10 protein-coding genes are annotated in these 12,108 nt (G+C 55.6%); 3 read left to right on the top strand and 7 right to left on the bottom strand.

The annotated features are described in order from the left end of the window. Window positions 1–36 precede the first annotated feature (36 nt). The gene (locus WB371_RS04020) at window positions 37–447 is read left to right on the top strand and encodes a YbhQ family protein (RefSeq protein ID WP_336218832.1); all 411 of its coding nucleotides are present in this window, start codon (window positions 37–39) and stop codon (window positions 445–447) included. Here the strand turns inward: WB371_RS04020 and WB371_RS04015 are convergent. From WB371_RS04015 to cecR, 5 genes are all read right to left on the bottom strand, one after another. Then, window positions 409–1,515, bottom strand: coding sequence for an ABC transporter permease (locus WB371_RS04015; protein WP_336218831.1), 1,107 nt, complete (start codon window positions 1,513–1,515; stop codon window positions 409–411). The genes WB371_RS04020 and WB371_RS04015 overlap by 39 nt on opposite strands. 547 nt (window positions 1,516–2,062) lie before the next feature. Next, on the bottom strand, window positions 2,063–3,196 hold the full coding sequence (locus WB371_RS04010; RefSeq protein ID WP_336218830.1) for an ABC transporter permease: 1,134 nt from the start codon (window positions 3,194–3,196) through the stop codon (window positions 2,063–2,065). Next, on the bottom strand, window positions 3,189–4,925 hold the full coding sequence (locus tag WB371_RS04005) for an ATP-binding cassette domain-containing protein (protein WP_336218829.1): 1,737 nt from the start codon (window positions 4,923–4,925) through the stop codon (window positions 3,189–3,191). Before WB371_RS04005 ends, WB371_RS04010 begins: the two co-directional genes overlap by 8 nt. Further along, on the bottom strand, window positions 4,918–5,913 hold the full coding sequence (gene hlyD / locus WB371_RS04000) for a secretion protein HlyD (protein WP_336218828.1): 996 nt from the start codon (window positions 5,911–5,913) through the stop codon (window positions 4,918–4,920). Before hlyD ends, WB371_RS04005 begins: the two co-directional genes overlap by 8 nt. Beyond that, window positions 5,913–6,584: a transcriptional regulator CecR gene (gene cecR, locus WB371_RS03995; protein WP_336218827.1), complete on the bottom strand. Its 672-nt coding sequence runs from the start codon at window positions 6,582–6,584 to the stop codon at window positions 5,913–5,915. Before cecR ends, hlyD begins: the two co-directional genes overlap by 1 nt. Window positions 6,585–6,814: 230 nt before the next feature. Between cecR and rhlE the strand changes: the two genes are divergently transcribed. Continuing rightward, on the top strand, window positions 6,815–8,173 hold the full coding sequence (gene rhlE, locus WB371_RS03990; protein ID WP_336218826.1) for an ATP-dependent RNA helicase RhlE: 1,359 nt from the start codon (window positions 6,815–6,817) through the stop codon (window positions 8,171–8,173). A gap of 292 nt (window positions 8,174–8,465) precedes the next feature. Next, entirely contained in the window at window positions 8,466–10,643 is a 2,178-nt protein-coding gene (gene dinG, locus WB371_RS03985; RefSeq protein ID WP_336218825.1) for an ATP-dependent DNA helicase DinG, read from the top strand. Here dinG and WB371_RS03980 read toward each other — a convergent pair. Together WB371_RS03980 and WB371_RS03975 are read right to left on the bottom strand one after the other, a co-directional pair. Continuing rightward, window positions 10,630–11,133, bottom strand: coding sequence for a fimbrial protein (locus WB371_RS03980; protein ID WP_336218824.1), 504 nt, complete (start codon window positions 11,131–11,133; stop codon window positions 10,630–10,632). The two genes, dinG and WB371_RS03980, sit on opposite strands and share 14 nt — an antisense overlap. Next, the gene (locus tag WB371_RS03975) at window positions 11,130–12,065 is read right to left on the bottom strand and encodes a fimbrial protein (RefSeq protein ID WP_336218823.1); all 936 of its coding nucleotides are present in this window, start codon (window positions 12,063–12,065) and stop codon (window positions 11,130–11,132) included. The genes WB371_RS03980 and WB371_RS03975 overlap by 4 nt, the downstream gene beginning before the upstream one ends. Window positions 12,066–12,108: the final 43 nt, after the last annotated feature.

The following is a 12,108-nucleotide window of genomic DNA, read 5'->3' as shown; positions in this document are numbered from 1 at the left end:
TGAATCATTAGAGAAAAATCCTTCAGGAGAATAGCCATGAAGTGGCAACAACGTGTTCGTGTCGCAACCGGGTTAAGTTGCTGGCAGATTATGTTGCATTTACTGGTAGTGGCGATGCTGGTAATGGGCTGGATGAGCGGCACTCTGGTGCGCGTCGGTCTGGGATTGTGCGTACTGTACGGTGTGACCGTACTACTGATGCTGGCGTTACAGCGTCATCACGAGCAGCGCTGGCGCGAAGTCGCCGACGTGCTGGAAGAACTGACGACCACCTGGTATTTTGGCGCCGCGCTGATCGTGCTGTGGCTGCTGTCCCGGGTTTTACAAAATAACGTGCTGTTAGCCATAGCGGGACTGGCTATCCTGGCCGGACCCGCCGTGGTGTCGCTGCTGGCGAAAGATAAGAAGCTACATCACCTTGCGTCTAAACATCGCATACGCCGCTGACCCCGTCGTGGCCGCTATCACCAGTAGCGGCCACAAACTCCCCCAGACAATCTGCAAACTCGCATCTTTCAAATAGATCTGCTTGGTGATATCCGTAAAGTGGCGGATGGGGTTTATCCACGTCAGGTTCTGCAACCAGACGGGCATGTTCTCGACCGGTGAGACATATCCCGACAGCAATATCGCTGGCATCATAAAGACAAACACGCCAATAAAAGCCTGTTGTTGCGTTGAGCAGAGCGAGGAAATCAGCAGTCCGAACCCCACCAGTGACAGGCCATAAATCACCATCGTGAAGTAAAACAGCGCCAGCGATCCGGCAAAGGGGATCTGATACGCCCAGATGCCGATGGCGAGAACGATGGTGGCCTGAAAGGTCGCGACAATCAGCGCTGGAACCGCTTTGCCGATAAAGATTTGCCAGGTGGTGAGCGGGGAGACCAGCAGTTGATCCAGCGTGCCCTGTTCACGCTCTCGCGCCACGGACAGCGAGGTCACGATCATCACGCCAATCGTGGTGATCATCGCGATCAGCGACGGCACCACAAACCACTTGTAGTCGAGGTTAGGGTTGTACCAGTTGCGTACCACCAGCTCGCTGTTATTCGGTTTTGGTTTGCCCTCCATAAGCTCTTGCTGATAGTTTTTGACGATTTGTTGGAGGTAATTGGCGGCAATTTGCGCACTGTTTGAGTTACGTCCGTCGAGGATTAACTGCAAGGGGGCCGTTTGAAACGTGTCGAGATTGCGCGAGAAATCCACCGGGAAACGTACCAGCAGTAGCGCTTTCTGCGTATCGATCGTGGGCTGGATCTCCTGCGGGCTTTTCAGCAACAGCACGTGGGTAAAGGCTTTGGCGCGGGCGAAGCGCTGGGTCAGCTCAACCGAATGTTCGCCATTGTCCTCGTCATAGATAGCGATGGTGGCATTGGTCACCTCCAGCGTCGCGGCAAAAGGAAACAGAATCACCTGAATCAGTACCGGCAGAATCAGGATCGCGCGGGTTTGCGGTTCACGTAACAGTGACTGCAACTCTTTGCGAATTAATGTCCATAAACGATGAAACATAGTGTTGCCCTTATACCAGATAAAGCCCCTTGTAGGCCTGATAAGCGCAGCGCCATCAGGCAGATTGCCGGATGACGGCACAAGGCCTTATCCGGCCTACGGTGATCTATACCAGATGAAGCACCTTGTAGGCCTGATAAGCGTAGCGCCATCAGGCAGATTGCCGGATGACGGCACAAGGCCTTATCCGGCCTACGGTGATCTATACCAGATGAAGCCCCTTGTAGGCCTGATAAGCGCAGCGCCATCAGGCAGATTGCCGGATGACGGCACAAGGCCTTATCCGGCCTACGGTGATCTATACCAGATAAAGCACCTTGTAGGCCTGATAAGCGCAGCGCCATCAGGCAGATTGCCGGATGACGGCACAAGGCCTTATCCGGCCTACGGTGATCTATACCAGATGAAGCACCTCATAGGCCTGATAAGCGCAGCGCCATCAGGCAGATTGCCGGATGACGGCACAAGGCCTTATCCGGCCTACGGTGATCTATACCAGATAAAGCCCCTTGTAGGCCTGATAAGCGCAGCGCCATCAGGCAAATCATCAATCCAGCCGACGTTTGGTTTTTAGCCACGTCAGGCCAATAAACATCACCGCCGAGGCGATTAAAAACAGCACGTTGACCACCAGCACAACCGGGATATTACCGGCGAGGAACAGACTTTGCAGGGTGCTGACGAAGTAGCGCGCCGGAATAATGTAGGTCACCGCGCGGATAACGGCGGGCATACTGTCTATCTGGAAAATAAACCCTGACAGCATGATCGACGGTAAAAAGGCGGCATTGAGCGCAACCTGAGCGGCGTTAAACTGATTACGGGTAATGGTGGAGATCAAAAGCCCCATCCCCAGCGTACTGAGTAAAAACAGGCTGGTGATGAAAAACAGCAGCAGTAACGACCCGCGATACGGAACGCCGAGAATAAAGACTGAAACCAGCATACACAGCAGCATCGCCAGCATGCCGAGGAAGTAATAGGGAATAAGCTTGCACAGCAGCAGTTCAACGCGCGTCACTTCCGTGGAAAGCAGGGCTTCCATCGTCCCACGTTCCCACTCCCGCGCCACCACCAGCGAGGTGAGGATCGCGCCGATCACCGTCATGATAATGGTCACCGCGCCGGGAATAATAAAATGCTGGCTGATCGCCGCCGGGTTAAACCAGTAGCGGGTTTGTATGTCAATCAACGGTTCAAATGTTTCCCCGCGATCTTCCGCCCGCTGCATCTGCCAGATTTGCCAGATCCCTTCGACATACCCCTGTACAAAGTTGGCCGTGTTGGGTTCACTGCCGTCAGTGATCACCTGAATCGGCGCGGTGTCACTGGCGCGCGCCATCCGTTGCGCGAAATCCACCGGGATCACCACCAGCCCGCGAATACGCCCGGCCTGCATTTTTTCAATCAGCGCCTGGCGATTATCGCTGATGGTGGCGTCAATGTACGGAGAACCGGTCATCGCGTGGGTAAAGTCCAGCGCCTCTTCGCTTTGCTGCTCAAGCAAAATCCCCACCCGCAGTTTGCTGGAGTCGAGGTTAATGCCGTAGCCAAAGATAAACAGCAGCAGCAGCGGGATAACAACCGCAATCAACCAGCTACTGGGATCGCGGACAATCTGCCGCGTCTCTTTGACGCACAGCGCCCGCACGCGACGCCAGGAGAGAAGGCGGTTACGCATTGGCATGCTCCTTATCCCAGTCGTTAATCAGGGTGATAAAGGCCTGCTCCATGGTCGGATCCGGCGTGTCGTCATCAGCGGCCTGCGCTTTCAAATCGTCCGGCGTGCCGCTGGCGATTAATTTCCCGCGATAGACCAGACCGATACGGTCGCAATATTCTGCTTCATCCATAAAGTGGGTAGTCACCATTACGGTTACCCCTTTTTCCACCATGCTGTTGATATGCAGCCAGAATTCGCGGCGGGTGAGGGGATCGACGCCCGACGTGGGCTCATCAAGAAACAGGATGTCCGGCTCGTGCATGAGTGAACAGGCCAGCGCCAGACGCTGCTTAAAGCCCAGCGGCAGTTCGTCAGTGGCATGAGAGGCGATACTTTTCAGGCCGAACGCGTCGCTCATGCGGGCGATTTTTTCGTTCTGCGCGCGCCCCCGCAGGCCGTAAACCCCGGAGAAGAAACGCAGGTTTTGTTCGACCGTCAGGTTGCCGTACAGCGAGAATTTTTGCGCCATATAGCCGAGGTGCTGGCGGGCCTTTCCGGAACTGACTTTCAGATCCATATCCAGCACCAGCGCTTTCCCGGAGGTGGGCACCAGCAGGCCGCACATCATTTTAAAGGTGGTGGATTTCCCCGCGCCGTTTGGACCCAGCAGGCCAAATATCTCACCGCGCTGAACCGCGAAGTCCACGTGGTCGGTGGCGGCGAAATCGCCAAATTTCTTGGTCAACGCCTGCGCTTCAATCACCGTTTCGCCTGGTGTGCCTTCGACGGTATGCAGAATAGCGCCCAACGGTGATTCGGACGTTGCTGCGCCGCCCAGCAGGTCGATAAACGCATCTTCAAAACGTGGCGTGGTTTCATGGATGTTAAGCTCCGGCATCCCTTCGCCGCGACGAATGTCATCGGCGGTGGCCTCTTTTTTCAGGATCAGACGTACCGATTTCCCCTGAATCATGCCATCGCTGACCTGCGGCAATTTCAACGCCCGCTGGAGCAGTCTGCGGTTGTTTTCCTGTGGGCTGTTCATTAGGAAACTGCGCCCGGCCATGGTTTGCGTCAGCTGCGTCGGATCCCCCTGATACAGCAGTTCGCCTTCGTTCATGAGCAGCACATCCCGACATTGTTCGGCTTCATCCAGATAGGAGGTGCTCCAGAGAATCAGCATACCGTCACCGGCCAGTTCGTGTACCATTTGCCACAGTTCACGCCGCGAAATGGGGTCCACCCCGACACCGGGTTCATCCAGTAACAGCACTTTGGGTTCGCCAACCAGCGTACAGGCCAGCCCCAGCTTCTGCTTCATCCCGCCGGACAGCTTACCGGCCAGACGACCGGTAAACGGGCCGAGCGAGGTGAACTCCAGCAAGCGGGCAAAGGTTTTTTCACGAGCGTCGCCCGTGACGCTGCGCAAATCGGCGTACAGATTGAGGTTCTCCATCACGGTGAGATCCTCATACAGGCCGAATTTTTGCGGCATATAACCCAGCACCGCATGCAGGGCGCTGTCGTTTTTGATCGGGTCAAAGCCAATTACCGTCGCGCTACCGCCATCGGGCTTTAACAGGCCTGCCAGCATGCGCATCAGGGTGGTTTTTCCGGCGCCATCTGGCCCCACCAGCCCGGTCACATAACTGGCGTGAACGGTACAATCGAGCGGCGCGACCGCCGGCTTTTCCAGACCCGCAAAACGCTTCGTTAGTCCGTTTAGCGTGATGACGGCGTCACTCATGCCCGGCCTCGTTGCCGAAGCTAACCGTAACCGGCATACCCTGACGGAGCGCGTCGTCAGCGTCGGTGACGACGATGCGCAGGCGGTACACCAGATCGGTACGCAGGTCCGGCGTTTCTACGGTTTTCGGGGTGAATTCTGCCGTCGGCGAGACAAAGCCGATTTTGCCGTGGTAAGGCTTATCCGGGCGTCCGTCGGTGTAGAGCAGGATTTCACGTCCCGGCTGTGCCTGAGACAGGTTGCGCTCATCGACATAAGCGCGTACCCACACCGGTCGGGTGAGGGAGAGCGTCAATACCGTACTACCGGCGTTAAGCATAGTGCCGGGCTCTACCGCGCGGGTTAACAACGTCCCGTCCGACGGGGCGGTCAGCGTGGTGTCGTGGAGATCCAGCTCCGCCTGCGCCAGTTGCGCCTGCGCCTGTTCCAGAGCGGCTTTTGCCTGTTCAATATCCTGTTCGCGATTACCGGACCGGTACTGGCTCAGCTTGTCCTGTGCTGACTTCAGCGTGGCCCGCGCCTGATCGCGGGAAGAGCGGGCGTTTTCCAGATCGTTGGCAGAGATGGTGCGGCTTTTCCATAAGCCCTGCTGGCGCTGATAGAAGTTTTGCGCGTAATCATAGGCGGCCTGCGCCTGTTTAACCGCAGCCTCAGCCTGTGCGATTTCTTCGCTGCGATAGCCCGCCAGCATCAGGTCATACTGCGCCTGTGCGACGGAAACGCCAGCTTTCGCCTGCATCAGGGCATTCTCATAAGGAGCCTGATCCAGTTCACCCAGCACCTGGCCCGATTTGATGGCATCACCTTCATCCACGGCCAGTGAAGCAAGTCTTCCCCCGACGCGAAAGCTGATGTTTACGGTGCGAATATCCACATTGCCGTATAACGTCAGCGTGTTGTCCTGCCGGCTTTGATACCACCATGTGCCGCCAGCAATGACGGCGACCAGCGCCGCAATGACCAGTCCGAGAACGACAGGTTTTTTCATCAGTCCAGACTCCTTTGCGATAAACCTTGCAGAATGAGATCGATATGGCAGGTCACGGTCTGCGCGATCAGTGCCGTTTTTTCTTCATCAAATTGCGACCAGCCGGTACGTAACAGAATGGTTTCTTTCCCCAGACGGAATGCCAGCACCTCGCCCAGCAGAGCATGCGTATGCAAAATCATCCGCTTATCACTGGCATCGCATCCGGTATAGGCGGCGATAAGACGGGTCAGATGACTGTGCAGCGGCTCGATGACCTGATCGTGTACTCGCTGGTATGCCGCGGTCGGGGAGAGCTGTTCGCGGGAGATAAACTTACTCAGATTCACTGTGTCATCCTGCGTTAGCAGCATGATCATGTTTTGACAGGCGCGCAGGATCAGTTCGCGCATCGCCTCACGGTCGGGATTGGCCTTTGCAAACAGCCGTTCAGCTTCTTGCGCGTGTGGACGAAACTGCTCGCCAATAAAATCAGCAATCCACTGGGCGCAGGCGAGGTACAAATCTTCTTTGGAACCAAAATAGTAGGTGATGGCGGCAATGTTTTGCCCGGCCTGTGCGGCAATATCGCGGGTCGTGGCATGCAGGCCATACTCGCCAAACTGAGCCAGCGCGGCGGCAATTAACTGGCTTTTCGCCTGCTCACCCTTGGTGGTGGTGGATATATTCATCTCGCACCAAATTCTTAATCAATCGATTGATTAAGATTATGACTGATAATCCACCTTGTCCAGTCTGGTGGTTTATTTTGTCTTTTCCAGTGACAGGGATAATTTATGCGGTCTGTCACAAAAACTGCTACACTCCGCCCCTTCATGACATTGTGGTTTTTGTCATTCCCAAATTGTATGTATCTCCCTGAAAACGACACCGGGAACGGTCGGGGCGGTCCGGAGTAGTTATGTCTTTTGATTCCCTGGGTTTAAATCCTGATATTCTGCGCGCTATTGCCGAGCAGGGTTACCGTGAACCTACCCCTATTCAGCAGCAGGCGATCCCCGCCGTGCTGGAAGGCCGTGATCTGATGGCGAGTGCGCAAACCGGCACTGGCAAAACTGCGGGCTTCACCCTGCCGCTGCTTCAGCATCTCATCACGCAACAGCCGCATGCGAAAGGGCGTCGCCCGGTGCGGGCGCTGATCCTGACGCCCACGCGTGAACTGGCGGCGCAGATTGGCGAAAACGTCCGTGATTACAGCAAGTATCTGAACATTCGTTCGCTGGTGGTGTTTGGCGGCGTAAGCATCAACCCGCAGATGATGAAACTGCGCGGCGGTGTGGATGTGCTGGTGGCAACGCCGGGACGTCTGCTGGATCTGGAGCATCAGAACGCGGTGAAGCTGGACCAGATTGAGATCCTGGTTCTCGACGAAGCGGACCGGATGCTGGACATGGGCTTCATTCACGATATTCGTCGTGTATTAGCGAAACTGCCCGCGAAGCGTCAGAACCTGCTGTTCTCCGCCACCTTCTCTGACGACATCAAAGCACTGGCTGAAAAGCTGTTGCATAACCCGCTGGAAATTGAAGTGGCGCGTCGTAACACTGCCTCCGAACAGGTGACGCAGCATGTTCATTTTGTCGATAAGAAACGCAAACGCGAACTGCTGTCGCAGATGATTGGCCAGGGCAACTGGCAACAGGTGCTGGTGTTCACCCGCACGAAACACGGCGCGAACCATCTGGCAGAGCAACTTAATAAAGATGGCATCCGCAGTGCGGCGATCCACGGTAACAAAAGCCAGGGGGCACGTACCCGCGCGCTGGCCGACTTTAAATCCGGTGATATTCGCGTGCTGGTCGCAACAGACATCGCGGCGCGTGGTCTGGATATCGAAGAGCTGCCGCACGTCGTAAATTACGAACTGCCGAACGTTCCGGAAGATTATGTGCACCGTATTGGTCGTACCGGTCGTGCTGCCGCCACTGGCGAAGCGCTGTCGCTGGTGTGTGTGGACGAACACAAACTGTTACGCGACATCGAAAAGTTACTGAAAAAAGAGATCCCGCGGATCGCCACGCCGGGCTATGAGCCGGATCCGTCGATTAAAGCAGAACCGATTCAGAACGGTCGTCAGCAGCGTAGCGGCGGCGGTCGTGGGCGTGGTCAGGGACAAGGTCAGGGCGCGGGTCGTGCTCAGCAACCGCGTCGTCAGGATGGCGGGGCGCCTAAAGGCAAACCACGCAGCGCAGAAGGCAAACCGGCCGGAGACAAGCCGCGTCCGCCGCGTCGTCCGCGCAGGATTACGCCAGTACAATAAGGGGTCAGGCAGGTGCAGGTGTGAAAGACGCTGCTGGGTTACTTGCCTGATGACGCTACGCTTATCAGGCCTACGCGCTCTGAACGTAGGCCGGATAAGGCGCAAGCCGTCATCCGGCAATTCGCCCCAGCCACAGCGTTGTCTGTAAACGTAGGCCGGATAAGGCGTAAGCCGTCATCCGGCAATTCCCCCTCAGTTGCGAAACGCTTCCCACTCCTGGCAAAAAAGGTACGTCCCGGGCCTGAAATGTGCCACAATAGTGGCTGTTTATACAGTGTTTCAGGTTTTCTCAATGGCATTGACCGCAGCGCTTAAAGCGCAAATCGCCGCCTGGTATAAGGCGCTTCAGGAACAGATCCCCGACTTTATCCCCCGTGCGCCGCAGCGGCAGATGATTGCGGATGTGGCGAAAACGCTGACCGGGGAAGAGGGACGACACCTGGCGATTGAAGCGCCGACCGGCGTCGGGAAAACCCTGTCTTATCTTATTCCCGGTATTGCCATTGCCAGGGAAGAGCAAAAAACGCTGGTGGTCAGTACCGCCAACGTGGCGTTGCAGGATCAGATCTACAGTAAAGATCTGCCGCTACTGCGCAAAATTATCCCTGATCTTAAATTCACCGCCGCGTTTGGTCGTGGGCGCTATGTGTGTCCGCGAAATCTGACGGCGCTGGCGAGTACCGAACCGACGCAACAGGATCTGCTCGCGTTTCTTGATGATGAGCTAACGCCGAACAATCAGGAAGAACAGAAGCGCTGCGCGAAGCTGAAAGGCGATCTCGACAGCTACAAGTGGGACGGCCTGCGCGATCATACGGATATCGCCATTGATGACGATCTCTGGCGGCGACTGAGCACCGATAAAGCCAGTTGTCTGAACCGCAACTGCCATTACTATCGTGAGTGTCCGTTCTTTGTGGCGCGCCGGGAGATTCAGGAAGCGGAAGTGGTGGTGGCGAACCATGCGCTGGTCATGGCGGCGATGGAAAGTGAAGCGGTGTTACCGGATCCAAAAAATCTGCTGCTGGTGCTGGACGAAGGCCATCATCTGCCGGATGTGGCACGGGATGCGCTGGAAATGAGTGCCGAAATCACCGCCCCCTGGTATCGTCTGCAACTGGATCTGTTTAGCAAGCTAGTGGCGACCTGTATGGAACAATTTCGTCCCAAAACCACGCCGCCGTTAGCCAGTCCGGAGCGCCTGAACAGTCACTGCGAAGAGCTGTACGAGCTTATTGCGTCACTCAACCATATCCTTAACCTGTACATGCCTGCGGGTCAGGAAGCAGAGCATCGCTTTGCGATGGGAGAGCTGCCTGATGAAGTGATGGCGATTTGCCAGCGCCTGGCGAAGCTGACGGAAACCTTACGCGGTCTGGCTGAACTGTTTTTAAACGATCTCAGTGAGAAAACCGGCAGCCACGACATTGTTCGTCTGCACCGGGTTATTTTGCAGATGAACCGCGCGCTGGGTATGTTTGAAGCGCAAAGTAAACTGTGGCGACTGGCTTCGCTGGCCCAGTCGTCCGGCGCGCCGGTGTCGAAATGGACAACCCGGGATGTGCGCGACGGACAGCCTCACGTCTGGTTCCACTGTGTGGGGATTCGCGTAAGCGATCAGCTTGAAAGGCTACTCTGGCGTAGCGTGCCGCATATTATTGTTACCTCCGCCACGCTGCGTTCACTTAACAGTTTCTCTCGTTTGCAGGAGATGAGCGGGCTGAGTGAAAAGGCAGGCGATCGGTTTGTGGCGCTCGACTCACCGTTCAACCATGTTGAACAAGGGAAAATCGTTATCCCACGGATGCGCTACGAACCTCTCATCGATAACGAAGAACTGCATATCGCGGAGATGGCCGCTTATTTCCGTGAGCAACTGGAAAGTAAAAAACATACCGGTATGCTGGTGCTGTTTGCCAGTGGACGCGCGATGCAGCGCTTTCTGGAACACGTCACCGATCTGCGTTTACTGCTGTTGGTTCAGGGCGATCAGCCGCGCTACCGGCTGGTGGAATTACACCGTAAGCGGGTGGAAAACGGTGAACGTAGCGTGCTGGTTGGATTGCAGTCATTTGCTGAGGGGCTGGATCTGAAGGGCGATTTACTCAGCCAGGTACATATCCACAAAATTGCGTTTCCGCCGATCGACAGCCCGGTGGTGATCACCGAAGGCGAATGGCTCAAAAGCCTTAATCGCTATCCGTTTGAAGTGCAAAGCCTGCCGGCGGCATCGTTCAATCTCATTCAGCAGGTCGGGCGTCTGATCCGTAGCCACGGCTGCTGGGGAGAGGTGGTGATTTACGACAAGCGACTGCTGACGAAAAACTACGGTCAGCGGCTGCTGAATGCGCTGCCGGTGTTCCCGATTGAACAACCGGACGTACCGGAAATAAAAAAACGCCCGGCAACACTGACCGCCGGGCGTAAAAAAAGCATCCGTGCTAAGAGGCGTGGTCCTACTGGTAAATAAATGTCACCTGAACGGCACTGCTGAACGTCCCGGCAGTGACCGGCATGGATGTCGCATAGTAGCGGGCGAGCAGGGGGAAATCGGCCGTATGACTGTTTTGGTTGATCAATACGCTGAAGCTGGCATCCGGGGCGAGCGTTATCCGGTCCTGTGGGTCTGCAAGTTCAAGAGCCAGTCCTTTCGCGGTACCGGTATTGGCGAATTTTGTCGGATGGGCGCTGTCTGCCTGTCCATGAAACGTGGCGGTCGCCAGTACGGCGGTTGTCGGACATTTTGACAATGTTAAATCGAACGTTTTCCACGTGCCGGTATCGCCCACATCTTTAAAATCACTGATATTCGCCTTGCCCATGTCAACCGTCAGATTCTGGCTGGCGCTGTCGACCTGACAGGCATTTGCGTAAATATTGCCGCGAATATCCACCTGAATTTCATCAGCCATGGACTGGCAAGCCAGCCCCAGCAGCAAAACGGTCAAAAATATTTTCATTTGTAGGCCACCGTAATGGTTGCGACGGTGTTAGCCGTCCCCGGCGTCACTTCTGCGCCGGTCTGTTCATAAGAGACGCTGAAAGGATATTGCGTCTGAATATTCGCATGTGCAGAGAATGTGCTCATATATTGTTCAAAAACAGGCACCTGACCGTTGAACAGCATTTTCACGCCTACGCCAGTGGCAACGCCGCTTTCCGGGGTGAGTTTGATGACGCCGGGATAATTTGTTTCATAACCGTTGGCGCTGGTGATCATGATTTCCGGCTGTACATCCTGATCGCAGAGCATGCCAATACTGAAAGCCGACTGAGATACCAGCGTGCCCGGGCCAGTGAAGCGGCTCACCGGAAAATCGCCCAGCGTGACGGTTAAGGATGCGGGCGAAACAGTGCAGGTCACCGATTTCACCTGGACGTCACCGGAGTATGAAATGGTGTTAGGGTAGCCCAGGCTTTCGATGTGCCCTACACCAAGGTTGAATTGCGTGTTGTTGGTTGTCAGCGAGCCGGGAGTCACCGTCTCACTGGTTTTTACCAGCTCCAGTGAAACATCAAAGTTAAACAGGTACGAACCGTCGCTACTTTTTGTAGCCGATATCTGGCCTATGGGGTCGTTATCTGAACAGTGCAGATCGGCTGCCCCTGTTACGCGCTGCCCTTTGTCATTTCTGAGTGATACCCCTATACCGGTTACACCCGAGGCATAGACGCCAGGGATGCCGGGAACTTCTTTACCGAAGCCGTTGTAGCAGACAATGACAGGCTGGCCTGCGTCCTCATCCGTATAACAGTTCCCGGAAATGTGAACCGAACGTTCCGTTCCCGAAATGGTTGAACCCACCGGCAGGCTGGTCGGTACTGAAATAGATGATAACGACAGCAGGGCGGGTATGTTCGGCGAGACACAGTTAGCCTTCGCGTGCGGCATAAAGAGCGCGCCTGTTGCCAGAACTAAAAGTAGAAATAATTGT

Origin of the sequence: Citrobacter amalonaticus (genome assembly GCF_037053465.1) — a bacterium.
Taxonomy (GTDB): domain Bacteria; phylum Pseudomonadota; class Gammaproteobacteria; order Enterobacterales; family Enterobacteriaceae; genus Citrobacter_A; species Citrobacter_A amalonaticus_H.
The sequence above is the reverse complement of the archived record's forward strand: the minus strand, read 5'-3'. Positions and strand labels throughout refer to the sequence as shown.

Coding starts and splice junctions, on each gene's coding strand:
- hlyD (WP_336218828.1), bottom strand. CDS start 5,913: ATGAAAAAACCTGTCGTTCTCGGACTGGTCATTGCGGCGCTGGTCGCC.
- dinG (WP_336218825.1), top strand. CDS start 8,466: ATGGCATTGACCGCAGCGCTTAAAGCGCAAATCGCCGCCTGGTATAAG.
- WB371_RS04005 (WP_336218829.1), bottom strand. CDS start 4,925: ATGAGTGACGCCGTCATCACGCTAAACGGACTAACGAAGCGTTTTGCG.
- WB371_RS03980 (WP_336218824.1), bottom strand. CDS start 11,133: ATGAAAATATTTTTGACCGTTTTGCTGCTGGGGCTGGCTTGCCAGTCC.
- WB371_RS03975 (WP_336218823.1), bottom strand. CDS start 12,065: ATGCCGCACGCGAAGGCTAACTGTGTCTCGCCGAACATACCCGCCCTG.
- rhlE (WP_336218826.1), top strand. CDS start 6,815: ATGTCTTTTGATTCCCTGGGTTTAAATCCTGATATTCTGCGCGCTATT.
- WB371_RS04015 (WP_336218831.1), bottom strand. CDS start 1,515: ATGTTTCATCGTTTATGGACATTAATTCGCAAAGAGTTGCAGTCACTG.
- WB371_RS04020 (WP_336218832.1), top strand. CDS start 37: ATGAAGTGGCAACAACGTGTTCGTGTCGCAACCGGGTTAAGTTGCTGG.
- cecR (WP_336218827.1), bottom strand. CDS start 6,584: ATGAATATATCCACCACCACCAAGGGTGAGCAGGCGAAAAGCCAGTTA.
- WB371_RS04010 (WP_336218830.1), bottom strand. CDS start 3,196: ATGCGTAACCGCCTTCTCTCCTGGCGTCGCGTGCGGGCGCTGTGCGTC.